General features: G+C 56.3%; 20 protein-coding genes and 1 tRNA gene. 6 read left to right on the top strand and 15 right to left on the bottom strand.

The window, feature by feature from the left end:
* Positions 1–189: 189 nt before the first annotated feature.
* On the bottom strand, positions 190–2,328 hold the full coding sequence (locus ABLV07_RS03810) for an ornithine decarboxylase (RefSeq protein WP_045359353.1): 2,139 nt from the start codon (positions 2,326–2,328) through the stop codon (positions 190–192).
* Positions 2,329–2,747: 419 nt separating this feature from the next.
* Here ABLV07_RS03810 and ABLV07_RS03805 point away from each other — a divergent pair, with 419 nt between their 5' ends.
* Positions 2,748–3,461 carry a DUF554 domain-containing protein gene (locus ABLV07_RS03805; RefSeq protein ID WP_015369715.1) on the top strand — a complete coding sequence of 238 codons (714 nt, stop codon included), beginning with the start codon at positions 2,748–2,750 and terminating at the stop codon, positions 3,459–3,461.
* 105 nt (positions 3,462–3,566) lie between these two features.
* Positions 3,567–3,642, top strand: a tRNA-Phe gene (locus tag ABLV07_RS03800).
* A 98-nt stretch (positions 3,643–3,740) separates the two neighbouring features.
* On the opposite strand, the gene ABLV07_RS03795 is transcribed toward ABLV07_RS03800, so the two are convergent.
* From ABLV07_RS03795 to ABLV07_RS03755, 9 genes are all read right to left on the bottom strand, one after another.
* A complete protein-coding gene (locus tag ABLV07_RS03795; RefSeq protein WP_015369714.1) occupies positions 3,741–4,685 on the bottom strand; it encodes a hypothetical protein in 945 nt (314 codons plus the stop codon).
* A gap of 20 nt (positions 4,686–4,705) precedes the next feature.
* Positions 4,706–5,188 carry a type VI secretion system tube protein Hcp gene (locus ABLV07_RS03790; protein WP_015369713.1) on the bottom strand — a complete coding sequence of 161 codons (483 nt, stop codon included), beginning with the start codon at positions 5,186–5,188 and terminating at the stop codon, positions 4,706–4,708.
* A gap of 115 nt (positions 5,189–5,303) precedes the next feature.
* On the bottom strand, positions 5,304–5,777 hold the full coding sequence (nanQ, locus tag ABLV07_RS03785; RefSeq protein WP_015703464.1) for an N-acetylneuraminate anomerase: 474 nt from the start codon (positions 5,775–5,777) through the stop codon (positions 5,304–5,306).
* Complete coding sequence (locus ABLV07_RS03780; protein ID WP_042897792.1) at positions 5,774–6,649, bottom strand: N-acetylmannosamine kinase; 876 nt, start codon at positions 6,647–6,649, stop codon at positions 5,774–5,776. Before ABLV07_RS03780 ends, nanQ begins: the two co-directional genes overlap by 4 nt.
* A complete protein-coding gene (locus tag ABLV07_RS03775; RefSeq protein ID WP_015703466.1) occupies positions 6,646–7,335 on the bottom strand; it encodes an N-acetylmannosamine-6-phosphate 2-epimerase in 690 nt (229 codons plus the stop codon). Before ABLV07_RS03775 ends, ABLV07_RS03780 begins: the two co-directional genes overlap by 4 nt.
* 45 nt (positions 7,336–7,380) lie before the next feature.
* Complete coding sequence (locus tag ABLV07_RS03770) at positions 7,381–8,871, bottom strand: MFS transporter (RefSeq protein ID WP_015703467.1); 1,491 nt, start codon at positions 8,869–8,871, stop codon at positions 7,381–7,383.
* 137 nt (positions 8,872–9,008) lie between these two features.
* Complete coding sequence (gene nanA / locus ABLV07_RS03765) at positions 9,009–9,902, bottom strand: N-acetylneuraminate lyase (RefSeq protein WP_015703468.1); 894 nt, start codon at positions 9,900–9,902, stop codon at positions 9,009–9,011.
* Positions 9,903–10,036: 134 nt separating this feature from the next.
* Positions 10,037–10,819, bottom strand: a complete 783-nt coding sequence (nanR, locus tag ABLV07_RS03760; RefSeq protein WP_042897796.1) for a transcriptional regulator NanR — start codon at positions 10,817–10,819, stop codon at positions 10,037–10,039.
* A gap of 528 nt (positions 10,820–11,347) precedes the next feature.
* The gene (locus ABLV07_RS03755) at positions 11,348–11,515 is read right to left on the bottom strand and encodes a hypothetical protein (RefSeq protein ID WP_015369706.1); all 168 of its coding nucleotides are present in this window, start codon (positions 11,513–11,515) and stop codon (positions 11,348–11,350) included.
* 53 nt (positions 11,516–11,568) lie between these two features.
* On the opposite strand from ABLV07_RS03755, the gene iroB reads away from it, so the two are divergent.
* The 4 genes from iroB to ABLV07_RS03735 all read left to right on the top strand — a co-directional run bounded on the left by iroB (position 11,569) and on the right by ABLV07_RS03735 (position 18,757).
* The gene (gene iroB, locus ABLV07_RS03750; protein WP_032715824.1) at positions 11,569–12,684 is read left to right on the top strand and encodes a salmochelin biosynthesis C-glycosyltransferase IroB; all 1,116 of its coding nucleotides are present in this window, start codon (positions 11,569–11,571) and stop codon (positions 12,682–12,684) included.
* 46 nt (positions 12,685–12,730) lie between these two features.
* A complete protein-coding gene (iroC, locus tag ABLV07_RS03745; RefSeq protein WP_151584296.1) occupies positions 12,731–16,399 on the top strand; it encodes a salmochelin/enterobactin export ABC transporter IroC in 3,669 nt (1,222 codons plus the stop codon).
* Between the two features lie 103 nt (positions 16,400–16,502).
* Positions 16,503–17,741 (top strand): alpha/beta hydrolase-fold protein, encoded by a 1,239-nt coding sequence (locus tag ABLV07_RS03740; protein ID WP_047058887.1) that lies wholly within the window; start codon positions 16,503–16,505, stop codon positions 17,739–17,741.
* An 83-nt stretch (positions 17,742–17,824) separates the two neighbouring features.
* Positions 17,825–18,757, top strand: a complete 933-nt coding sequence (locus tag ABLV07_RS03735) for an alpha/beta hydrolase (protein WP_047043368.1) — start codon at positions 17,825–17,827, stop codon at positions 18,755–18,757.
* A 54-nt stretch (positions 18,758–18,811) separates the two neighbouring features.
* Here the strand turns inward: ABLV07_RS03735 and iroN are convergent, their stop codons facing one another.
* From iroN to ABLV07_RS03710, 5 genes are all read right to left on the bottom strand, one after another.
* Positions 18,812–20,986 carry a siderophore salmochelin receptor IroN gene (iroN, locus tag ABLV07_RS03730; protein WP_015703473.1) on the bottom strand — a complete coding sequence of 725 codons (2,175 nt, stop codon included), beginning with the start codon at positions 20,984–20,986 and terminating at the stop codon, positions 18,812–18,814.
* Positions 20,987–21,212: 226 nt separating this feature from the next.
* Positions 21,213–21,770, bottom strand: coding sequence for a DJ-1/PfpI family protein (locus ABLV07_RS03725; RefSeq protein WP_015369700.1), 558 nt, complete (start codon positions 21,768–21,770; stop codon positions 21,213–21,215).
* Positions 21,771–21,792: 22 nt separating this feature from the next.
* A complete protein-coding gene (locus ABLV07_RS03720) occupies positions 21,793–22,983 on the bottom strand; it encodes a glycoside hydrolase family 88 protein (RefSeq protein ID WP_032712521.1) in 1,191 nt (396 codons plus the stop codon).
* A 13-nt stretch (positions 22,984–22,996) separates the two neighbouring features.
* A complete protein-coding gene (locus ABLV07_RS03715) occupies positions 22,997–24,277 on the bottom strand; it encodes an oligosaccharide MFS transporter (RefSeq protein ID WP_015369698.1) in 1,281 nt (426 codons plus the stop codon).
* A complete protein-coding gene (locus tag ABLV07_RS03710; RefSeq protein WP_058675864.1) occupies positions 24,274–26,112 on the bottom strand; it encodes a DUF2264 domain-containing protein in 1,839 nt (612 codons plus the stop codon). Before ABLV07_RS03710 ends, ABLV07_RS03715 begins: the two co-directional genes overlap by 4 nt.
* Positions 26,113–26,333: the final 221 nt, after the last annotated feature.

The raw sequence follows: 26,333 nt of genomic DNA, 5'->3' as shown, positions 1-26,333 counted from the left end.
CTCCGGGCTACCAAACCGCACAGCGCTGTAGCCCCGGTAAGCGGCAGCGCCACCGGGGTTTTGAGGCCATTGCTACCGGCAGTTTCAGCCAGCACGATGATTAAATTAAAGGCAGGCCGCACGGACCGTAGGCCGGATAAGGCGCCAGCCGCCATCCGGCAAAATACGCGCACAATGCCTGGTCCCGGTTTACGCTTTCAACACATACCCATACAACCGCTTAATACCATCGGTATCCGTTTCGCTATAAACCCCCTGCAGCTCCGGCGAAAAGCCCGGCAGCATATTGACCCCCTCTTCCAGCGCGAGGAAGTAGCGTAGTACCGCGCCGCCCCAGAGTTCGCCCGGCACCACGCACAGCACGCCCGGCGGATACGGTAGCGCCCCTTCCGCCGCGATGCGGCCTTCGGCCTCGCTCAGGCGCACCAACTCAACGTTACCGCGGATAAATTCACGGTTGGCGTCCTGCGGGTTCATCACCACCGGCGGGAAACTCTGCTTGCGGAACATCGCCTTTTGCAGGTCTTTAACATCAAAACTGACGTACAGATCGTGCATTTCCTGACACAGCTGGCGAATGGTGTAATCGCGGTAGCGAACCGGGTATTTGTTGTAAATAGTCGGCAGTACCTCGGCGAGCGGCGAATCCGCTTCGATATGCTGTTCGAACTGGGCCAGCATCGCCACCAGTCGCGCCAGTTTTTCCGCGCTTTCCGCCGGCGTCAGCAGGAACAAAATCGAGTTGAGATCGCACTTCTCCGGCACGATGCCGTTTTCGCGCAGGTAGTGCGCCAGGATGGTCGCCGGGATGCCAAACTCGGTATAGTCGCCGCTATCGGCATCGATGCCCGGCGTGGTCAGCAGCAGCTTACACGGATCGACAAAGTATTGATTGTCAGCATAACCGCTAAAGCCGTGCCAGCTCGCGCCCGGCTCGAAGCTAAAGAAGCGACGTTCGCTGGCGATAGTCGCCGTCGAATGCTCCTGCCACGGTTTCCCGCCGACCAGCGGCGGCACAAATGGCCGCAATAATTTACACTGCGCTAGTATCGCTTTACGCGCTTCGATACCCAGCTCCACGCACTCCGCCCACAGCCGCCGACCGCTCTCTCCTTCATGGATTTTGGCATTCACATCCAGCGAGGCGAACAGCGGATAAAACGGACTGGTGGAAGCATGCAACATAAAGGCGTTATTCAGCCGCTTATGCGGGCAGAAACGCGCCTGGCCGCGCAGATGGTTATCCTTCTTGTGAATTTGCGAAGTCTGCGAAAAACCGGCCTGTTGCTTATGCACCGATTGCGTCACAAAAATGCCCGGATCGTTTTCATTGAGATCCAACAGCAGCGGCGAGCAGTCAGCCATCATCGGGATAAACTGCTCGTAACCGACCCACGCCGAGTCAAACAGGATGTAATCGCAGAGATGGCCGATTTTATCGACCACCTGGCGCGCGTTATACACCGTGCCGTCATAGGTGCCCAGTTGGATCACCGCCAGGCGGAACGGGCGCGCCGCGTCGGCTTTTTCCGGCGCCGCTTCGCGGATCAGCTCGCGCAGGTAGGTTTCATCAAAGCAGTGGTCGTCGATGCCGCCGATAAAGCCGAACGGGTTGCGCGCGGCTTCCAGATAGACCGGCGTCGCCCCGGCCTGGATCAGCGCGCCATGGTGGTTTGATTTATGGTTGTTGCGATCGAACAGTACCAGATCGCCGCGGGTCAGCAGCGCATTGGTCACGACCTTGTTCGCCGCGGAAGTGCCGTTAAGCACGAAGTAGGTTTTATCGGCATTGAAGACTTTTGCCGCAAATTTCTGCGCGTGCTTCGCCGAACCTTCATGGATCAGCAGATCGCCGAGCTTGACGTCGGCGTTGCACATGTCAGCGCGAAAAACGTTCTCGCCGAAAAACTCGTAGAACTGGCGGCCCGCGGGATGCTTTTTAAAGAACGCGCCATGCTGATGGCCGGGACAGGCGAAAGTGCTGTTGTCCATCTCAACGTACTGGCTAAGCGTATTGAAAAATGGCGGCAGCAGTTTCTCTTCATAGCCGCAGGCAGCCGCTTCCAGCTCCAGCCACTCCTGCTCTTTGCCGCTAATCACCGCGACGACTCCTTCCGGTTTATCCGTTTGCGTTTCGCTAAATAGATAGACCGGCAGATTGAATCCGCTGCGCTTGAGCAGGGCCAGGATACCGCTGCGGCTATCCGCCGCGGTGATGACGACCGCTGCCGCATCGGTAAAATCAGTGCTGTCCAGCGCCACAACCTGACGATGGGTGGACAGACGGGAGACCAGCTCACAGCTGGCGGCAATGTGCATAGATTTCATAAGCGCAAATGCCCGTATCGGGAGTGTAAAAATCTCAGGCAAAGGTGGAGCCTTGCCCAACGAGGTGTCCGGGTCTGACGGAATTCAGCTCCGACCGCCGGACATCAGTAAAAGCAGACGCGTCCGATCTTACTGTTGTCCTACAGTGAGCATACGTGGCCTTCACCGCATGGTGAACAGGGAGAGTAAGGAACGAGGCATACCGCGCAGCAGTACGCAGCGGCAACGGCGATGTAATGGCGATGTCGTCATCCCGGCGGCCTCAGGGTAAAGAGGTGAAAATCCGCGCAATCATGGCACCTTTCCGAAAGTGGCGCAAGATGAAATCCATATGCATTCTCCCCACGTATCCGCAAGCCTTAGCGGCGAAACAACGTCATAATAATGCGGACATCAGGAATACTTAACAGGAGTTTACTTTGGTTATAGGGCCATTTATTAACGCCAGCGCGGTGCTTGTCGGCGGCGTACTGGGCGCGCTGCTGAGCCAACGATTGCCGGAACGGATCCGCACCTCGATGACCTCGATTTTTGGGCTGGCATCACTGGGGATTGGTATTTTACTGGTCATCAAGTGCGCCAACCTGCCGGTGATGGTGCTGGCGACGCTGGTCGGCGCGCTACTCGGCGAAGTGTGTAATATGGAGAAAGGCATCAATACCCTGGTAAGCAAACTCCAGCAGCTATTGTCGCCAAAGGGCAGGAAAAAGGCCTCGGCCCACGAGTCTTATATTCAGAGCTACGTGGCGATCATCGTGCTGTTTTGCGCCAGCGGTACCGGCGTTTTTGGCGCCATGCGCGAAGGAATGACCGGCGACGCCAGCATCCTTATCGCCAAAGCGTTTCTCGACTTTTTCACCGCCACGATTTTCGCCTGCACGCTGGGGCTGGCGGTGTCGGCAATCTGTGTGCCGATGCTGCTGATTCAGCTGAGTCTGGCGGCTTGCGCCTCGCTTATCATGCCGCTGACCACGCCGATGATGATGGCCGACTTCAGCGCCGTCGGCGGTATGCTGCTGGTGGCGACCGGCCTGCGTATCTGCGGGATTAAGATGTTCGCGGTGGTCAATATGCTCCCCGCCCTGCTGCTGGCAATGCCGATTTCGGTCGCGTGGACGGCCTTTTTTGCCTGACGACGCGTGCTTTTACGGCAAAGTGGTGATAGATTGTGCAGTCTGCTGCGAAATTTATAAATTTCGTTGACGAGGCGCGGTGAATCAGGTTTAATGCGCCCCGTTGCCCGGATAGCTCAGTCGGTAGAGCAGGGGATTGAAAATCCCCGTGTCCTTGGTTCGATTCCGAGTCCGGGCACCACTATTTAAAGAACCCGCCCAAAAGGCGGGTTTTTGCTTTTCTGCGGGCCGGACTCTACATCGAACTACGTTCGATTATTCGCCGCCAACACAACCGCGTTAAAGCTGATGAACGACCTGCTGCAGAATGCCCATGTTAGCCTGGTCCAATACCCGTTCATCCCAACCCATTTCTGAGCTCGAAACCGCAACACTCCAGGCTGAATTTGTACCCTTCGGCAGAATTTTGGCTCTGATCTCGTGGTTTACGGTAACAAAGTCCTGAGTGACCAAACGTTGAATCGGGGCCAGGTTGGCATGTACTACCTGACTTCCTGAACCGACGCCAAAACGTAACGGATGTGACTTCATTTCATTGTTGAGCGCCGTTTCTGCTTTTGTCTTATCCGAATAGACCTTGTTGTTGAGGCCCTGGAAGAAATCATTCAGTTTGTTTCTTAGCTTGGCGATAGACTTGATGGTTTCGAGGAAATCTTTATTCGTCGCTACCTGAACATCGGAAAAATTATTACGGAGCAACGCCATCGCGCCAGCGGCCAGGCCGGTCGCGCCGACAGAAGATAACGCATAACGCGCCGCTATACCCGAAAGCGACGAACCCGCCTGCGAGGCGGCGATGGCGGCGGTACCTGCGCCAAAAGAAGCGAGACCGCCAATGCCTGCCAGTATTTTACCAGCCACATCGTAATAGCTTTTTGTCTGATCCCGGTAGACGTTGCCGCCGTAACCATACATATGCGCGGGCGTTGTTCTGAAGCGATCAAAAAACGCGGCATGATTGCTCATGGTGGTAGTACGACGACTGGCCCCCGTCAGAGATTCCAGTTCGTATTCTTCGTCGCGTTGTCTTCTGGCAGGCTCTTTACTGGCAGAAAGCAAGCGCTCATAGGTATCCATAATCGTGCGATCCGGAGCGTTCTCAAACTGACTCAAAGTTCCTTTATCCAGTTCATTGACGAATGAAATAATAATATCCAGCTGCTCTGCGTCAAACCGGGAATGATCGGAGAGAACCGCATTTATCTCGGAGGTAATATCTGGCATTGCAGGCGCTCCAGCGTCGATTAAATTTCTTTATTCTGTTTGATATCCCAACCCGATTTAGTTTCTGCGCCTTTGGTCCCTTGAGAAGACTGCTCCCAATAATGCAGATTAACTTTAGATGCCTGAAACAGGTAATTCACCATAATAGTGTCGGTATGACCCACACCGCTAAAACTGGTTTTCGTCACCAGAACATCTTCAAGAACAACACGCGAATACTCAATTTGCGAGCCGCCGGCTTTGCAAATTGATAGTTCGACTTTAGCGACATGTTTACCGCTAGCGCAAAACTTGAGAACTGCCGGCGTTGCTTTATCTATCAATGCTTGTACCGAAAGGTCCTGAAAATTAACTTTACCCGCTCCGCCACCGCCGCCAACGCTCATATTCCCAGGCTGCTCAGCTGCCCAGCTAAATGACAAAACATCTATCCAATTTTTATGATTTGAGTCGTTAGATTCACCGGTTACCCCATCAACCTTCAGATACATATCAATAGCCATAACAGTCCCTATATTGCATGTTTTAAGAAAAGGAGCCCCCTAATAAGCTAGTTTAAATTTTGCAGATTTAAATGAAGAACACATTACACAAACAAAACCAGGAATAATCTCAGCATCAGTATTCGTTTTGCAAAAGGCTAACATTAACCTTAACGACTACCTTTTTAATCTCCTGCGGCAATGTCGTAATACATCCAGGTTTATGCGGCTCACCAGGCATAAATATCACGAAATTACCAGGCCGTAGCGTAATGGCCTGCTGATTTTCAATCGCATTACACAACTGATAATCCTCTTCAACGTGTATCGCTTCGCACTGCTGTGCACAATTTACCATTCCCCACAGAATACGTTCTTCACCGCTTAGCAACAGTTGAATATCGATATATTGCGCATGCTGTTCCGATTTTTTACTTTCCGCTGGCTGGGTAGTAAATACCATGACGTTCATAAAAATATCGTCACCGCGTAGATTGAAACGTCCAGGAGATTTCTCCTGTGGACAAGCGGCTACCGCCAGCATCAACGCTTCGGCTAAAACGGGATGTATCCCGGAGGCGGTCAGCGTTCCAATATCACCTGCTATCATGAGTTATTCTCCCGAGCCAGTAACACCGCTCCCAGCAATCCCGCGTCATGTCGGTAATGCGCGGGTTGTAACATTACGTGATATACCGACGGTTCCTGCGCAAGGTAAGCTCTCACCATCTCCAGATAACCTTCCGCCAGGCCGATGCTGCCACCGACCACCACGCGCTGGCAATCCGTTGTCGCTTTTACATCAGCGATCAATCTCGCTAAGGTCTGTGCCGAACGGTGAATAAGCCCAATAGCCTGCTCATCATCCTGCCCGGCACGGATGAAAATCGTTTTCGCATCACATCCGCTGAGTTCTCCCTGAGCGGCGGCCGCCATTCCACGTCCGGAAGCAACAGCCTCTACGCAGCCGCGCCGACCACAACCGCATAGCGGTCCATTCGGGTCCGCTAACGTATGGCCCAGATGGCCGGCGAGACCGCCATTCCCGGTGATTAGCCGACCATTACTCACTACACCGCCCCCTACACCTGTGGATACCGTGATGAAAACCATGTCGCGACATTCATCCCCCAGAGCATGGTATTCCGCCCATGCCGCAGCTTGCGCATCGTTAACCGCCAGTGTGGGTAGGCCGGTGATTTTTTCCAGCGTCTGCGTCAGCGGAAAATGCTGCAAACCGCCCAGATTATGGGGATTGATGGCCGACAGCACGCCGCCGCTAATTATTCCGGTAGAGGCAATTGCCACTCGCTGGGCGCGAGCAAACAACGGCACGATCAGCTCTTGCAGCGTCGAACATAGCGCTTCCGGCATTTTGCTGGCGGGTGTCGGCAACTCACGGCGTTTAAGGAGGTTCAGGTCATCATCCACCAGCGCGGCGGCGAGTTTGGTTCCGCCGATATCAATAGCAAGCGTAGTCATGACACCGCCTTTTTTAACGCCGAGTTATACCACTGGCAGATATGCTCAAGACGAGTGATGGCAGAGCCAACGGTCACGGCCCATGCCCCCTGGCGCATCGCAGTTGCCGCCTGCGCCGGGGTGTTGTAGCGCCCCTCGGCAATCACCCGGCATCCGGCCTCACTGAGTGTTTTCACCAGAGCGAAATCGGGTTCTTCCGGCGTTTTCACCGTCGTGTAGCCAGAAAGCGTCGTCCCGATAATGTCGGCCCCCTGCTGCTGGCAAGCCATCCCATCTTCAAAAGTTGAACAGTCGGCCATCGCCAGCAAAGCATGCTGATGAATTCGCGCCAGCAGTGCCGCAACGGTAACCGGACGCAGGCGATTGGTACCATCCACGGCGATAATATCCGCCCCGCCTTGCGCCAGCGCATCAACATCTTCAAGGAACGGGGTGATCCGGACTGGCGAATCGTCGAGATCGCGTTTCATAATCCCGATGATAGGAATAGAAACGACGGCGCGGGTGGCGCGTAAATTATCAATACCTTCAATACGCAGCGCGACCGCCCCTGCCTGCTCCGCCGCCAGGGCCATCGCAGCGACAATTTCAGGCTTATCCAGCGGGCTATTTGGTACAGGCTGGCAGGAAACTATCAAACCACCAGATTGCGCAATGTTTTGATTAAGCTGTTCAAGTAGAGACATCATCATATCCTTAGGCAAACATTCGTGATTGGCCAGGCGCCATGGTTAATTTTTACTTTTCGCTAATGTGCTTTTACCGCGACCAAACGGCACTGCGCCGCTGAACGGTTTGCCATCGATCGCATCATGGGTACGCATGGCTTCCGGGCGGATCCACCGCTGGACGCGAGTTGGCATATCAAGCCCGATGAGTAAGATCACCACGAACGTCAGGCTAAAGGAGAGCGAACCCAGCGCGGTGCCTAAATCCAGGCGTTGAGCAATTAACGCCCCAAGAATCGGCGCTAACGCGCCGCCCAAAGCACCGACGTTGTAAGTAAATCCCAGACCCGCAGCACGCTGATCGGTTTCGAAATAACCGCCGATCAGCTTCGGTAAGATCCCTGAAATTCCTTGACCCAGCATTTGCTGGAAGAACAGTAACAAACCGAGCACCCAGACATTGGTGCCGCCTATCGCAAATACCGGAACGATCAGCAGTTGCGAAGCCAGTAAACTGCAAACGTAAGCTTTACGGGTCCCCAGCCAGTCGCCGAGGAAACCGCCGACGCAGCAGCCGACGGCTGCACCAAAACCGCTAAAGAACAATACGTTAGCAACAGTATGTGGATCATAGGCCAGTTCAGTTTTCAGATAAGTAGGCAGCAGCGCCTGAATCGGCCAGGAGTAGAGGAAAGCGAAGAGCACCACCACCATCAGCATCACGCCGGTCGGCCAGCGTTTACCGCTACTTTGCACCATGAAACTGATGAAGATAATGGCGCATACCAGGCCCAGCAGCGCAACCAACCCGGCAATACGCGCCTCGCCGGCAAAGCAGTACCATAACGACGCGCCTGCCACAAAGGTCATGATGATGTTTAGCACCCGATGCTGGCCGCGATAGAGAATATCGACCATCGTACGTACCGGCGCTTTACCTTCGTGCTTCTCTTTCCAGTCTTCCGCTTCCGGAATGTTTTTACGCAGCCAGAGGGCAAAAACGATGGGGACAATGCCGATGAAAAAGAGCGCACGCCAGCCCCAAACGGGCACCACCAGACTATAAACCTGCGCGGCGACGACGGCGCCAACCGAGAAGCCAGAGATCAGAAATCCACTCGCCTTGTTCCGCAAGTGTTTCGGCCAGCTTTCAATAACATAGGTGGCGCTGGAGCCATATTCTCCCGCCATGCCCATCCCAATAACCAGCCGGGCAATAAAGAGAGAGGTGTAGCCAGGGGCAAAACCGCAGGCCAGCGTACCCAACGAAAAAAGAACAATGCTGGTCACCATCGCCAGGCGGCGACCGTAGCGATCCCCCATTGCCCCGAGCATCAAGCCGCCAAACCAGCGAGAGATAAAAGCGGCGGAAATCAGGCTTGCCGCCTGTACCGTCGTCAAACCAAATTCCCCCTGAACCTCAGTGAGCACCAGGGCGATTAAGACAAAATCAAAACCATCAAGCAAATACCCTAACCAGGCGGCGGAAAATGCCCGCCACTGCGCCCGGTTAAGATGACGATACCACGGGATATTCTGGGTTGTTGTACTCATGGTGAGTCTCCCGCGATGGGCTGCGCCCACTCGCTTTGGTATGAATTGAATATCGTTGTTGCCGGATGACGCCCGCTTCAGATGTCTGATTAAATCTCTTATCGAAAGCGCAGTTTATGAGCGTCTCCGGCGAGAAATCAGCCGCGCTCCTGCATTAACTGCTGCGCCAGCGCTTTCAATTCGGCCTGGAATTTATCCTCTACCGGCGCAAACGGTTTACGGCAGAGTGGTACGGAGAGCACATCCATATAGTGCAGCACCGTTTTCAGTCCACGGAATACGCCCACTTTGACTAACAGATCGATGACCTTATTACACTCATGCTGCAGCTGCTGCGCCTTCGCGGTGTCGCCCTCTTTCAGCGCCTGCACGATCCCCAGATAGCGCCAGGCCATAATGTTATAGGTACTACCGATCCCGCCGTCAGCGCCCGCCAGCAAGCCGGAAGCGAAAATTTCGTCATAGCCGTTGTAGAGCACCAGTTCCGGATGCGCGCGACGGATTTGCTCCATTTGATAGAGATCGCCAGACGTTTGTTTTAACGCGCCCACCCCCGGTAATGTCACCAGTTGGTTAATCTGCTCTAAGGTCAGTTTTACCCCACTCAGCGCCGGAATGTTGTAGACCACCATCGGTATCCCATCAGCAGAATCAATAATTGCGCGATAATGATCGCAGTGCTCTTCAAAGCTGAACGGGTAGTAGAACGGCGTTACCGCGGAAACCGCATCAAAACCATAGCGCTTAGCCGCCACCGCCAGCTGCTGGCTTTCCGCCGTACTGACGCAACCAACATGCGCAATTAAGGTAATTTTCCCTTTCGCCTCTTCCGCTACGATTTCAAGGACTTCTTCGCGCTCGGACAGGCTCTGAACGAAGGCCTCCCCGGTCGATCCGCCGACGTAAACCCCATCAACGCCCTGCTCAATATTGAAACGCACTAACCGACGCAGGCTCGCCCGATCGATGTTCTGCTGTGCGTCGAATGGGGTCAGAAGCGCGGGCATCACGCCACGTAAATGGCTAACCATATATACCTCGTAATGATGTTTGACTGGATTAACTATGTACCTTTATACCTGTTATACCAGATCATTTTTAAAGCAGTACAATAGGGAAAGCTTATTGTGCGATCGAGTTCACTAAACCGATCGCGAAGCAGGGATCATTTAGCGGATTTTTTGGTTTTACCTAAGGCACGCCAGGTGGCGGAAACACTTTTGAGGTGGGTTTGCAACGCACGATCGGCTTCGTCCGGATCGCGATCGCGTATGGCGTTAAATATGGCAATATGCTCTTGAAAACTGACGTTATTGTGATGATGAAGCTCTTGCTCCGACACTTTCGGCCGCGCGGCGATTAGCCAGTCAAGCAAAGCAACATGCGTCGCCATAAAGATAGGGTTGCCGGGGATCTCCGCCAGCACGCGGTGGAAATCGACGTCTGAGCGAATAAATTGCGCGTTATCATCCAGCGACTGGCCGTTAATCTCCAACGCCTTGCTTAACAGGGAAATCTGCTCATCCGTGGCGTTCTCAGCCGCATAGCGCACCAGGCTTGATTCGAAAAAAAGGCGTAACTGCTCGAAATGCGCGATACCGCCAGGCGCGGAGAGAAAATCCTTCGCCAGCCCGGAAAGCTCGGAAATGATGGTGTCCGCCGACGGTCTCGAGACTCGCGCACGTTCGCCATTGTTGATTTGCACCAGGCCCTTACGCTTGAGCGCAGCCAGCGCTTCACGTACCGACGGGCGCCCGACGTTAAAAAACGCCATCAGCTCACGTTCCGAAGGAAGCTGTCCACCTTCGCCAAACTCGCCGCGACGAATCATCTGCTCCAACTCTTCTTCCACCATTTCAGACAACTTTTTGCGCGCCAGTGGGCGTCGGCGCAGGCTGTTGCCGATAGTTTCCTGGGTGTCATCTGACGAGTGATCGAACGCGCTCATAAGTATCGTTTAACCTGGAAAAAAGAGAAAAAGTTTCGCTTTTTCATCATATCACAAATCATACGCGGGTAATGAAGAGCGGTAAGCAGCCGCTTTCCGCAATAAAAAAATAACCGATTGGCCTTTGTTCCTGCAGAACAACATCACTTACCGGAACCCATCGCCCCTCCTGAAAAGCTCACCTGCGATTTGTCCTATAAACGTTTACCCGTTCCATTAAGTTTTTACTTATCATTGCAATTTGCAAATGATATTGGTAATTATTCTCATTAGCATTTGCATTGGTGATTTCTTTGGCAAGGTATACCGAGGCCGTAAGGGAACGAGCATCGCCTGAACAACGGCGCTTTGTCCCTTACCGACCCGCGAAGGCGACGCTATCAGGATGATGCGACACGGTGTCTTCAGGAATTACGGACATCGCCCTGCGCGTTGACCGGCCTCTCACCCGGCAAATGCGGCCTCACAAGCCGCCGTGGCAGTGCGGCGGCGCGTCAGGCCGTTCATCAGGACAATGACGCGCAAGCGTTAATGGAAGTCGGGACAGGGAATTCCCGATTCGTCAGCGTGCGCTACGGATTCACCGCCTGCGATAGGGTCGCCGGCGTTGCCGTGCGTCGCGCTGGCGAAACTAAAAAATGGCGCAGCGCCAGGCACAGCCGGGTTAACGATAGTTAACGTCGCGCTGGCCGGCATATTGACTGCGTCGACTTCCTGAATTAGTTCGTCAAGCGGAGAGGGATTTTCTCATGCGCATTCTGTTTGTTGGCCCACCACTCTATGGGCTGCTATACCCGGTGCTGTCTTTGGCGCAGGCATTTCGCGTTAACGGTCACGAAGTGCTGATCGCCAGTAGCGGTAAATTCGCCCAAAAGGCGGCCGAGGCAGGGCTGGTGGTGTTTGATGCCGCGCCCGGCTTCGATTCGGAGGCCGATTATCGCCGCCGCGAGGCGCAGCGGAAGGAAAGTAACATCGGCACCAAAATGGGCAACTTCTCGTTCTTCAGCGAAGAGATGGCCGACCAACTGGTGGAGTTTGCCGGACACTGGCGGCCCGACCTTATCGTCTATCCTCCCCTCGGCGTCGTCGGGCCGCTGATCGCCGCCAAATACGATATCCCGGTGGTCATGCAAACTGTCGGCTTCGGCCACACCCCCTGGCATATCAAAGGTGTGACGCGCTCGCTCACTGACGCCTACCGCCGCCACGGCGTCGAAGCTCCGCCGCAGGATATGGCGTGGATCGACGTGACGCCGCCGAGTATGAGCATCCTGCAAAACGATGGCGAACCGATCATTCCCATGCAATACGTGCCGTATAACGGCGGTGCGGTTTGGGAAGAATGGTGGGAACGCACGCCCGATCGCAAACGGCTACTGGTCAGCCTGGGCACCGTCAAACCGATGGTCGATGGCCTCGATCTGATCTCCTGGGTGATGGATTCCGCCAGTGAAGTCGATGCCGAGATCATTCTGCATCTCTCAGCCAATGCGCGCTCCGATCTACGCGCGTTGCCGTCAAACGTTCGCCTGGTTGACTGGATCCCGATGGGCGCCTTCCTCAACGGCGCCGATGGTTTTATCCATCACGGCGGCGCTGGCAACACCCTGACGGCGCTGCACGCGGGTATTCCACAGATCGTTTTCGGCCAGGGGGCCGATCGCCCAGTAAACGCCCGCGCGGTAGTCGATCGCGGCTGCGGGATCATCCCCGGCGACGGAGGTCTGTCGAGCAGCATGATCAATGCTTTCCTCGACGATCGCGCATTACGTACGGCCTCTGAAGAGGTGGCGGCGGAAATGGCGGCGCAGGCCTGCCCAACCGAGGTGGCGAAAGAACTGGCCGCCATGGCGCAAAAAGGGTAATGGCCGCCGTGGCGGATTTCATCTTTAAATTGACGGAGGAGGCTTAATGCCTGCGACTCACTCTCCCACACCCGCGCGGTCCTGGATAATCCGCCTTGCGCGCGTGTGCTGGGAACGTAAGAAACTTAGCGCCATCGTGGTAGTGGCGTCGGTGTCGACCATTCTGCTGGCCGCGCTGACGCCGCTACTGACGCGGCAGGCGGTAAATGATGCGCTGGCGGGAAATCCTACCCGCCTGCCGTGGCTGGCCTGCGGACTGCTACTGATCGCCTTTTTTGATTTCATCGGTAACTATGTACGACGCGGCTATGCTGGCGAGCTATCGCTGTGGGTGCAGCACACCCTGCGAGGACGAGCGTTCGACAGTATTCAAAAGCTCGATGGCGCAGGCCAGGATGCGCTGCGTACCGGACAGGTGATTTCACGGACCAATAGCGATCTGCAGCAAATGCATACCCTATTGCAGATGGCTCCGGTACCGCTGGCGGTATTTACCTACTACATCGCCGGTATTGCCGTGATGCTGTGGATGTCGCCGGCCATGACGCTAATCGTGGTCTGCGTGCTGGCGTGTCTTGCCATTACTGCGCTGCGCGCCCGTCGTCGGGTATTCGCTCAGACGGGGCTGGCTTCAGACCGGCTGGCGAATCTGACCGAGCACATGCGCGAAGTTCTGGCGCAGATCTCGGTGGTGAAATCCTGCGTGGCGGAACTACGCGAAACGCGCTGGCTGGATCGTCAGTCGCGGCAGATGGTGCGCGTGCGCATCGGCGCGGCCATTTCGCAGGCGATGCCTGGCGCTACCATGCTGGCGCTACCGGTACTCGGGCAAATCGTTCTACTGTGCTACGGCGGCTGGTCAGTGATGCACGGGCGAATTGACCTCGGGACCTTCGTGGCCTTTGCCAGTTTCCTCGCCATGTTGACCGGACCTACCCGTGTGCTGGCGTCGTTCCTGGTGATCGCCCAACGTACCCAGGCATCCGTAGAACGGGTATTCGCTCTGATCGACACCCGTTCGCAAATGGTTGACGGTAGCGAAGCGCTCAATGGTCGTGTTATTGGCCTGCAGTTAGAAAAAGTGAACTTCGGTTATGGCGGCGGCAGCCGTATCCTGAGCGATGTTTCCTTCTCCCTACAGGCGGGTGAAACGCTGGCGGTAGTCGGCGCGTCGGGCTCCGGTAAATCGACGCTGCTAATGCTGCTGGCGCGCTTTTACGATCCCAGCGCTGGCGATATTTGGCTAGACACCAGCACCGGTCGGCAGAACCTTCGCGATCTCAAGCTTGAGGCGTTACGCCGTCAGGTGGGGGTGGTATTTGAAGACGCCTTTCTGTTTGCCGGAACGGTCGCGGAAAATATCGCCTACGGCCACCCGCAGGCGACGATGGAAGATATTCGCCGCGCGGCGGCGGCGGCAGGCGCCAGCGAGTTTATCAATGCCTTACCGAAAGGCTTCGATACCCGCCTAACCGAGCGCGGTACTAACCTCTCCGGTGGACAGCGGCAACGCATCGCGCTGGCGCGGGCGCTGATTACCGCACCGGAACTGTTGATTCTCGATGACACCACATCGGCGGTAGATGCCGGTACCGAAGCGGAGATCAATGCCGCGCTGGGTCGTTACGCCGATGACCAGCACATGCTGCTGGTGATTGCCCGCCGCCGGGCGACGCTGCGGTTGGCCAGTCGAATTGTGGTGTTGGATAAAGGGCAAGTGGTGGACATCGGCAGCCAGGCTGAGCTTGAGTCTCGCTGCCCGGCGTTCCGCGCGCTGATGACCGGCGACGGGGATTTCCTCGAACCTGCCGCCGGCGGCTGCCGCGATCTTTGGCCAACAACGCCAGCGATGCAGAACGAGGAGCCGCAAGCGTTGCCGGAAGTTGACGGCAACGGTTTTGTCGCCCGCATGACCCGCGTGCCGGAACAGGCGGTTCAACAGGCGCTGGCCGGAGAGGGGCGTAGATTGACCTCGCTGCTGCGGCCGGTGGCGTGGATGTTCATCATCGCCGCCCTGCTGATCGCGCTGGATTCTGCCGCTGGCGTCGGCGTGTTAATACTGCTACAGCGCGGTATTGACTCGGGGGTTGCCGCAGGCGATATGGCGACTATCGGCATCTGCGCCCTGCTCGCCCTGTGCCTGGTGGTCATAAGCTGGTGTTGTTATTCACTACAGACCATCTTCGCCGCCAGAGCGGCGGAGTCGGTTCAACATACGGTACGCTTGCGCAGCTTCGGCCATATACTGCGTCTTGCCCTCCCCTGGCATGAAAAGCACGTTGATTCACGCCTGACCCGGATGACCGTCGATGTCGACTCCCTCGCCCGCTTCCTGCAAAACGGCCTTGCCGGCGCGGCCACCAGCCTGGTCACGATGTTCGCCATCGCCGCGGCCATGTTCTGGCTCGACCCCATTCTGGCGTTGACGGCCTTAAGCGCAGTGCCGGTAGTCGCGCTGGCGACCTGGGTTTATCGTCGCCTGAGCTCCCCAGCCTATGCCCAGGCACGCCTTGAAATCGGCAAGGTGAATAGCACTCTGCAGGAGAAAGTCTCCGGCCTGCGCGTCGTGCAATCCCATGGTCAACAGGAGCAAGAGGCCGCCCGGCTGCGCGCATTATCGGATCGCTTCCGCGCCACCCGCGTACGCGCGCAGAAATATCTTGCGGTCTACTTCCCCTTCCTGACCTTCTGTACCGAGGCCTCCTATGCCGCCGTGCTTCTGGTTGGCGCATCGAGGGTGGCCGAAGGCGAAATGACCGCCGGTGTGCTGGCGGCATTCTTCCTGTTGCTGGGGCAGTTTTACGGCCCGGTACAGCAATTATCCGGGATTGTGGATTCCTTCCAGCAGGCGACGGCCAGCGGTAAACATATTGATGAACTGTTGGCGACCGAAGAGACAGAAAACGTCACCCCTTCCTCCACCCAGCCAGCCACGGGTGCATTACAGCTTGATGAAGTTACGTACCGTTATCCCGGCAGCGCTGAGCCAGCACTGGACAAGCTCACCCTGACCATCCCCGAGGGCAGTGTCGTGGCGGTCGTTGGCCGCAGCGGCGCCGGGAAGTCGACATTGATTAAACTTATCGCCGGACTCTATTCGCCCACCAGCGGGACCATCGGCATTGGGGAACGACAGATGACGGCGACAACCCTTGCCGATTACCGCCGTCAGATCGGGCTGGTCGATCAAGATGTTGCGCTCTTTAGCGGCGATATTGCGGAGAATATACGTTATTCGCGGCCATCCAGCAGCAATGCTGAAGTTGAGATCGCTTCACGGCAGGCAGGCCTGTTTGAGCTGGTACGTCAGCTCCCGCAAGGTTTCCGCACGCCAGTCAATAACGGCGGCGCGGATTTATCCGCCGGACAACGTCAGTTGATTGCGCTGGCTCGCGCCCAGTTGGCGAATGCCCACGTCCTGCTGCTCGATGAAGCCACATCGCGCCTGGATCGCCGCGCGGAAGAGCGCCTCATGTCTTCGTTAACCGAAGTCGCCCGTGCCAGAAAGCACCTGGCGCTAATCGTGGCGCACCGCCTGACCACTGCCCAGCGCTGCGATCTGATCGCCGTTGTCGATAAAGGGCGGCTCGCAGAATACGGTACACACGAGCAATTACTTGCGGCGAACGGCCTCTACGCCCGCTTATGGCGCGATAGCGTCGGCCCGGCAGATGCACGCAACCAACACGACATAACGGGAGAAATCGTGGGATAGTGATGGTAAGCGTTAGACCTTAATCAACACGCCTAAAGCGGCTGTTCGCTGAACAGCCGCTTTAGCTATTTTTACTGGTAGCATGATTTTTCAAAGAGATAGAATGTTCAATATCAATCCACATCCGCCGGTTTCAGCAGCTATCGCCGGCCTGCGCCGCCAGTTGGCGACCGGCAACATTACCGATCTTTCTCATTTCTGGCAGCAGGCCACATCGCTGCCGGTACCGCTAGTAACAACGGTGGACGGCGCAGCCGATGAACGTGAAGTCACTTTTTTGTGGCGCGCCCGCCATCCGCTCAGAGGCGTTTATCTGCGATTAAACCGGGTAACCGACAAAGAACAGGTGGCAAAAGGGCTGATGACCCAGATTCCCGCAACGGATATCTGGACCCTGACGCTGCGCCTGCCGGCCAGCTATTGCGGCTCTTATTCACTGGTGGAGATCCCACCCGGCACGCCGGAAGCGGTTGTTAACCAGCTTGGGAGCCGCTTTGCCGCTCTCGCCGGACAGGCCGATCCGCTCAATAAGACGCCGGGGATCGCTATTCGCGACGGCGTGCGGGAGTCGGTGCTGGCGCTTGATAACGCCCCCGCTCAATCCGAATGGCGCGGAGGCCGCCACGCCGGCACCTTGCTGACCTCAGAACGGATCGTTGCCGGGCAATCACGGCAGGTGCGTCTGTACCTGCCCGCGGTTGATAAGTCGCAGCCGTTGGGGCTGGTGGTGCTACCCGATGGCGAAACCTGGTTCGATCATCTTGGGGTGTGCGCAGCCATCGACGCCGCGATCGATAGCCGCCGCATTGTTCCCGTGGCGCTGCTGGGCATCGACAATATCGATGAGCGCGAGCGCACCACGATACTCGGCGGGCGCAGCGAACTGATACGGGACGTCGCGGAACATCTCCTGCCGACCATTCGCCGCGAACAGCCGCGACAAAAATGGGCGGATCGCTCACGCACCGTCCTGGCCGGGCAGAGCCTCGGCGGCGTCAGCGCGCTGATGGCCGCCCGCCATGCGCCGGAAACTTTCGGTCTGGTGCTCAGCCATTCGCCTTCTATGTGGTGGACGCCAGATGGCGGCAGTCGCCCCCATTTATTTAGCGCAACCGATACTTCTTGGGTCAGCGAACATGTGTTGTCTGCGCCGCCGCGTACTGTCCGTATCCGCCTGTGTGTGGGCTCACTGGAAGGTTCGACGGTGCCTCACGTCCAGCGGCTTCATCAGCAGCTACAGGCGTCCGGCGTTGATAGTCATTGTGCCATTTACACCGGCGGGCACGATTACGCCTGGTGGCGCGGCGCCTTGCTTGATGGGCTCGGCTTACTGCAGGGTTGACTTGACCAGCAAGCGCTTTCAGGCAACTGTATGTGCTTTCTGAATAACGAAAATTTCACCTGCGGAAAAGGAATAATCATCAGATGTATGCCCGCGAGTCTCGCTCTACGCGCCCGCGCAAGGCGCTTTTTGCCGTTCTTTCTTGCCTCACCCTCAGCTATAGCGCTTCAGGCTTAGCAAAACCGGATATGCAGCCGTTGGGGCCCAATATCGCCGATAAGGGTTCAGCGTTTTACCACTTCAGCGTCAATCAGTTCGATTCCGCCGACGGCGCTCGCCACTATCGGGTATGGACGGCCATACCGAATAAAGCCGCGCCACCAACGGGCTATCCCGTGCTATATATGCTTGATGGTAATGCGGTAATGGATCGCCTGTCTGACGAACTACTCAAGCAGCTGGCGGCGCAATCGCCGCCGGTGATCGTCGCGGTCGGTTATCAGACCAACCTGCCATTCGATCTTAACGGCCGGGCCTACGACTATACGCCAGCAGTCAGAAAGAATAATGAAACATATGTTGGCCGCAAAAGCGGCGGCAGTGAAGACTTCCGTCAATTACTGGAAACGCGTATAGCCGCTAAGGCGGAGCAAGGGCTGAAAATCAACCCACAGCGCCGCGGCCTGTGGGGTCACTCATACGGCGGCCTGTTCGCGCTCGACTCCTGGCTTTCGTCCTCGTTCTTCCATTCATATTACAGCGCCAGTCCTTCGCTTGGCCGGGACAACTTTGCCCTGCTGAACCGAATCACGGCGGTCGAGCCTGCATCATATTGCGCCAAAAGCCTGGCCATTATGGAGGGTTCGGCGACGCCGGGTGATAACCGGGCAACGCACGCCGCTGAAGTGCTAACTAAAGTACATGCCGCCCTCGCCACGCTGAAAGAGAAAGAGGTTAATGCCGCCTTTTGGGATTTCCCTGGCCTGGGGCACGGGCCGATGTTTAACGCCTCATTCCACAGCGCGCTGCTGGATATGAGTCGCGAAAAAGCGTCCAACCAGCATAGTTGTCCTTAACCCAGCGTTGATACTGCCCGCGCGGTTGCGGGCAGTATACTGATGACGATGCGATCAGAATGTCGCCGTCACTCCGGCATAATAGGCCCGACCGGGTTCGTTATAGGTATTCGCCCCTTCGGATGAACGATAGATCTGTTTATCGAAGATATTGCTGACCCCCACGTTCAGACGCAGATTTTTATTAATATCGTAATTAAAGTTGGTACCAACCAGCGAATAAGCCCCCAGCTCTTTACCCGACAGGCCGCCGGTATCTTCGCTGCGCGACTCCGCATGGGTACGCGGTTTTTGTCTACCATACAGCGTCCAGTTGACGCTGGCGGAAAATGCCTGGGTAATCGTCCAGTCCAGGGAGTTGTTGATGGTGTATTTCGGAATAACCGAGAGCGGGTTGCCGGTATCTTTTTGTTCCGAGGTAATCATGTAAGTGGCGTTGGTATTCCATTTCAGACGATCCTTCACCAGCGGGAACGCCATACTGGCTTCAATGCCGTCCACTAACGCTTTACCGCCGTTCTGCCACTGGAGGATATAAGCGCCGGAAGCGGTTTGCCCGATAATATCATCGCCGGCCACAATCTTATTCTGATAATCGTTACGGAAATAAGTCACGCTGGCATGATAATCGTCGAGGGCAAACTCCAGGCCGATCTCTTTATTCACGCTGATTTCCGGATCGAGATCTTTATTACCAATCAGGTAGCAGCCGCCTGAAGTAATATCTTTAGGGCAACCGTTGCCTTTCGAATAGAGCAGATAGCCTTCGCTGGATTGATAGAGGTTTGGCGCTTTAAAGGTTCTGGCAATCCCGGCTTTAATTTTGAAGTAATCACCTAATTCCTGCGACAGGTTCAGGCTGGGGCTAAAGTTGCCGCCGGACTCATTAAGATAATCAAAACGCAGGCCGGGAATAATATTGGTTCCGGGCGTCGGTTCAATATTATCTTCAAAATAGATGGCGCTAATTTGTGAATGATTTTTACTGCTGCGATCCGCCGCTGAACCGGGAATACCGCCAATGTTATTATCATTTACCGATAAACCAGTAGAAGAGGGATCGTCAAGCTCATCGCGGTTCCACTCCGCGCCAACGGTCAGAGTCTGATCGACCCATAGATCCAGCGGAATATTGAGTTCGCCGCTGGTGCGCCAGGAGGTCAGGCGGTTAGTGGTGAATTTCTCATCCGCCGAAATACGCCCTTCGCCGCCGCCGGATAAACCTTCATCCATACGGGTGTTATTGGTTTTTTCGTAATAGACTCCAAAGCGGCTTTGCCCCCAATCCCAGACCCCATTATGGGTAATACCGTAATTCTGCCGATACAGGCGGTTAGTCTCTGCGCCAGATTTCGCCAGGCTTTCGGTCACCGCGCTGGAAGAGCTATTTTGCGTATCGCCGGCGTAGATATTACCCTGACGGCTATATCCGGCTTCAAAATCGAGAATTTGCTGCGGATTCACTTTCCAGGAGACGACGCCGTTAATATCTTTGTTGCGTACCCCTTCGTGGCCGGCGGCGTTTTTCGTCCCCGCGGAAGAGTTAATATCCCAGCTGTCGGCATCGGTTTTATTCAGGTTGCCGTACAAACGCATCGTCAACGCATCGCCGGCCAGCGGCCCGCTCAGGCTAAAGTTGGCGCGTCGGGTGGCCCCTTCATCGCTGCTTTCCGGTTGGTTGGTGTATAACGAGAGCGAGCCATGCCAGTCATTGGTTGGGCGTTTAGTAATGATATTCACCACCCCGCCCGCCGCGCCGGAGCCATAGCGCGCCGCCGCCGGGCCGCGAATGACTTCGATACGTTCAACCTGTTCCGGCGGTACCCAGTTAGTATCGCCGCGGGTATCACGCTCGCCGCGCCAGCTATAGCGTACGGAGTTACGCGAGGTCACCGGGACGCCATCAATGAGGATTAAGGTGTTTTCCGGCCCCATACCGCGAATATCGATTTGGCGGTTATTACCGCGGGTGCCTGACGCGCTGTTGCCGGTGAGGTTCACCCCCGGCATTTTGCGAATAATATCGGAGAGGTCGTTGACCGGAGGGTCCTTTTTAATATCTTCGCTGGTAATAATTGAAACGCCCGGCTGCTGCTTAAGTACTTGTTCTGCGGTGGCTTCAACGACCAGCGTTTCATCGCTATCATCGGAAGATTTGGCGGCGGATAGCGGGCTATTCAACCCTACCACTAGCGCGGTGAGCGGCCAGAGGATCTTGTTAATTCTCATACCTATTCCCTAATTCATGCCTAACTTAAAGTGGTTGTTCGTTAAGCTCACATCCTTGCCAGGTATTAATATTGTTATTATGTTTTTATTATGAGAATGATAATTAATATCATTTAAGTGAGATTAAGGCAATCCTTGACGCGCTAATAACCAGGCGACATGAGAGGGCGCTACAAAAGTAAAAGGCGCCACTAAGGCGCCTTTAGCAGTCACTGGCTATTTTCCTCTACCACGGATAATAAATATGTTCCGCCTGTTCGCGCGCCGGCGCTTCATCACCCTGTAACCGCGCCGCCAGGGTGAAAGCAAAATCAAATACCTTGCCCAACCCCCGGCCGCTGAGCAGATTGCCGTCTTCCACAACGTCGGCGTCCACGTACACGCCATCGCTCACCTGCTGCCAAAGATCGCCGGAACAGACATAGCGACGCCCCTTCAGCAGCCCATTGCCGCCCAGCACGCGGGCGGCGGCGGAGCAAATCGGGCAGATATATTTACCCGCTTCATCGTGGCGGCGAACGAAGGCAATGACCTCCGCGCTTTTCGCCAGATTAACACTGCCTTCCGGGCCTCCCGGCAACACCACGGCATCAAATGTTTGATCGAAGCTGGCCTTCAGGGTGCTATCCGCTATCATCGGGATAGCGTGGTAGCTCACCACTTCGCGACTCTCGCCGCAGGCAATTGTCTGCACCGCAATATTCAGTCGGCGCAGGATATCGATAGTGACTATCGCTTCCCCCTCTTCAAATCCGGGGGCTAATAACACGGCTACGCTTTTCATCTCGCTCTCCATTCCTTGAGGGTTACCAGTACGGGTACCAAATCTGTCGCAGCCGCGCCAGCAGCTCAAGATAGAAATAGTCACCCCAGCTACAGCATTGATCGACGCCCTTGCCGCTGCCCATGTGATATACCGAGTGCTGCAGCAACCCTTCGGTAGGGTCATCGTCGTGGGCCAGGTAGTTGTCGGTCAGCGACAGCGCAATGCGCAGCGCCATCTCTTCGTAATACGCGCGGTTGGCGTCGAGCGTTGGCAACGCCTTGACCAGCTCCAGCAGGCCGCAGGCGGCAATCGCCGCCGCCGAACTGTCGCGCACGGCATCGGTGCCGAGCAACGCCAGATCCCAATGGCAGACATCATCTTCCGGCAGGCGGTTGAGGAAGTAATGCGCCAGGCTGCGCGACAGCTCAACCATCTGCTTATCGCCGGTGTGCTGATAGCTCAGCAGGAAACCGTAAATGCCCCACGCCTGGCCGCGCGACCAGCATGAGGTATCGCTGTAGCCCTGATGAGTGTTACCAAAGCGCGGCTCGCCGGTCTGCACATCCATATAGTAGGTGTGATAAGTCGAAGCGTCTTCACGCACGATATAATTCGCCGCCTGCCCGGCGTGGGCCGTTGCCGCCTGCGCGTAGCGCGGGTCGCCGGTCTGCTCGCTGGCCCAGTACAGCAGCGGCAGGTTCATATTGCAGTCGATGATCATTCGCCCCTGCTGCTCCGGATCGTTTAAGTCGCCCCACGCCTGGATAATTTTGGCCGTCGGGTTAAAACGCTCCATCAGGCGCTCGGCAGCCAGCAGCGCCGACTGGCGAGCGGCTTCATTGCCGGTGAGCCGCCAGGCGCTGATGCAGGAGAGCGAATAAAGGAAGCCGAGGTCGTGAGTCGCGGTGTCGATACGCTGCTCAATACGCCGGGCGAACGACGGTAAATAGCGCTCGGCGGCTTCGCGGTAGTGCGCTTTGCCGGTCATCTCCCACGCCAGCCACAGCTGGCCCGGCCAAAAACTGGTGGTCCACTCTACGTTATCGGTACGCGGCCAGATGCCGTTTTCACAAGCTTCGCCGGGGAACTTATCGCCGAAGGCAACGATATTTTTGTCCAGCTTGCGCGTCACGCGGGCCAGCGCGTCTTCCAGCTTCTGGCTCAACGCCAGGCGGTCGACCTGATGCAGTTCTATCGGCCGCAGCGCTTCGGTGATAACAGATTTGGTCATAACAACTCCTGAATTAATGTTTGGCCGGTTCAACCGAGGCGGTATCTAAAGCCGGAGTAAAGGGTCGTGAGGCATCGCGCTTCGACTGGCAGCGCGATAGCGTAAAAGCGGAAATCAGCGTAAACGTCAGGGCGCAGCAGCCCATCAGCAGATAGGTATGCTCAAAGCCGATTTTGTCGTACAGGTAACCCGCCGGCGGCGCGACCACAATCGATCCGACGTAAATCATTGCCTGGTAACCCAGCAGGTACATCGTGGCGTTAACCCGACGATGGAAGTGTTCGGCGATGTATTTGAAAACTGAAATCAGCAGCAGCGCGATCTCAACGCCGTAAAAAGGTTTGATAATGGAGATGACAATCGGGTCGTTGGTCAAGCCGGAGGCAATCAGCCGCGCCCCCACCACGCAGCCGCAGAACAGCAGGCCGCGCTTGGCGCCATAATGGTTCACCAGCCACGGGATAAACATCATCATCACAAACTCCATCCCCGACTGGACGGTACTCAGATAGCCGTACCAGGCGTTGCCCTGCTCTTTGGTGGCAAAGAACGAGACGAAATAGCGCGGGAACTGCTGCTCGGCGATGAACATCATCCACGCGACTCCGGCGACGTAGAGGCTGAACATCCAGAATTTGCGATTTTTCAGCAGCATCAACACATCGGCAAAGACGATCTTATTCGCGGAAATGACGTTGTTATTGCGCAGCTGTTCATCACCAATTTTGAGGCTAATCAGCACCAGCAGCATCAGTACCGAGGTGCCGCTGCTGAGCAAAAAGTTAGCCAGCGGCGTGAAGTTAAACAGCAGTCCGGAGACCGAAGCCGCCATCGCCCAGCCCAGCGAACCCCACATTCTGATACGGCCAAACTCCAGCCCGTACAGACGGCTAAAGCGGTCGGCATAAGATTCGGAAGCCGCCACCCCGGCGTACCAGCCAAGGCTCAAATACAGCGCGCCGATGATAATCCCCAGCGTCGCGTGGCTTTGCAGCAGCGGCTGGTACACCAGCGCGAAGAACGGCGCCATCAGCGCGGAAATGGCGCAGACAAAATAGAGCAGCCACTTGCTCATGCCGATTTTGTCCATGATGTAGCCGTACACCGGTTTCAGGACCACCGCGAAAACGCCATTAATGGCGAACACGCTGCCGATGGTAATGCTATCGAGACCTACCTTCTGGCTCAGCCACAGCGCGTACAGGCCAAAGCTGGATGACCAGGTGAAAAAGTAGAGAAAAATAAAGGTACTCATTTTGTACTGCGCGGCGCGTACGGACGATGATGTGCTCATAGCGATGCCTCCGGGGCCAGAACGAGCGTCGTTTCTTGTCGTGCCGTCACGAAGCGTACCGCGTCATCGCTAATGAAGGCCTGTGGGCAGTGTTGCGGTTCGAAGTCAGCGGCATTCCCCGCCCATACCGCGCTTACCAGGCAATGCGTCCCCGCATCAAGCTCGCCGCGCAGCACTGGCACCGCCGCGCGTTCGGCGAACAACAGATTGCTGTTCGGCGGCGTCAGTACCGTCTCGCCGCGGCGGGCGTGCGGATGTAAACAGAAAATCGCCGAGATATCGCGGGCGCTGCGTAAGCAGCAGGCGCCGTCACGCTCCTGCGCCTGCGGCAGCGGACGGTTCGCCAGGCTAAAGCCGCCTTCCGCGCAATCCAGCGCGCGGTGGGTAGTTATGCGATGGACGCGCAGCTGCCAGTCGCCCAGCGCCAGTAGCCAGCTATCAATCACCACGTCACGCCATGGCAGCCAGCGGCTGTAAATGGTGCCATCAGCGGTGACCACCTGCTGGCATTCGCGGCGGCCGCGCCAGTAATTATCCTTTTCGGCCAGCAGCAGCATCGAATCGGGGGCGGCATGGTTCAACCCGTAGCGCCCCCGCTCAATGGTGAAACCAAAGCGGGTGGAGTAGGCAAATTTGCAGTATTTCGCCTCGGTATTAACGAAGTTGTTCAGCTCCAGCTGGCCGGAAGTTAGCATCCACAGGTGATCGGCCTGATGTACCAGCACCTGATCCGCATGGGCTATTGTGTGCTGCGCGGGCAGCGGCGGCAGCGGCAACTCAGCCGCCTGCCAGAAGGCGTCGCCCTCGCCTAACGCCAGCACCAGCATGGTTTTCAGCCCCCAGTATGGTGAACCCGGCGCGTTGTAATCTTCCGCCATCGCCAGGTTCGGGTAGCTGTAGCCAACGCTCAGTACGCCGTCGCGGTCGAACATCGGCTGCTTCAGCCACCAGCGCAGGTGGCGCAACACGATGCCTTTCATCACGCCCGGCGAAAAGACTTCCAGCCCGGCGAAGGCCGCCGCGCTCCAGAACGCCGCTTCGGCAAAGCGATAGGTCAGACTACGGCCGAACGGGATCGCCGCGCCGTCATCGGCAAAGAAATGGATGAAGTCAGAGGAGAAATGCGCGGCCCGCTGACGCAGTTCCGCACAGCGCTGCGGATCGACATCAGCCATCAGCTTCGCGTAAATCAGGCCATAGAAATGAAAGCCCATCGAAATGTAATAGTCGCGCGGGCGGCCCGGACCGTCCGAGTACCAGCCATCGCCGAGGTAGTAACGTTCCATGGCGGCGAAATGATCTTCCCGCGCCTGCGGATTGGTCGGCATACCGCAATAATGAAAGCCAACCTGCACCAGAATCGGAAAGAAGTGCCAGTTATTATCCGGGATATCCTGGGTCTCGCACTGCTTTAACCAGCGCCATAAATTCTCTTTTTCCGCAGCAGTGAAGTGCGCCAGTACGGTTTCGCCCGCCAGCGCCAGCAATAATCCGTAAGCCGCCATCTCGACAATGCGTTGATCGTAAGGCGCGACTTCGCCCCAGTAATCGGCATGCTGCGGATTGGTGCCGTTTTTTATCGCCTGTAAATAGAAGGAGAAATGCTGCGGCTCGCTGCCGCCAGCCAACAGCGGCGTCACGCCCCACAGTAGCCGGGAAAAGGTTTCCATGCTCGCGACCTGCTGGCCGTAGTGAGCGGTGAAGTTCGCTAAATCAATGCGGCTGGCGTCGTTTTTAAAATAAGGCGCCACCGCGTTCAACATTTCATTGACCAGCCGTAGCACCTCTTCCCGGCTTGTCAGTGGGTTATCCAGATGAATGTTTTCAGGTTGCACAGGGTCCTCCCGTATAACACGAGGATAGAGGTAAGTTATTGTTATTAGGCTTTTATCAAGCCACGTGTGCGACGTCTGGATGAAGAGTAACCGCTTTTATTCCCGGCGCTGAGTGAGCGGACTCACAAAATTAAACCGCCATTTCATTTTTGCTGGATTTTGTCGGCCGCGCGGAGGATAAATTGCAAATGATGGCGTAAAAATTTAAATCTATTGTCCTG

Origin of the sequence: Klebsiella sp. CN_Kp097 (genome assembly GCF_040064495.1) — a bacterium.
In the GTDB taxonomy this organism is placed as follows: domain Bacteria; phylum Pseudomonadota; class Gammaproteobacteria; order Enterobacterales; family Enterobacteriaceae; genus Klebsiella; species Klebsiella aerogenes.
The sequence above is the reverse complement of the archived record's forward strand: the minus strand, read 5'-3'. Positions and strand labels throughout refer to the sequence as shown.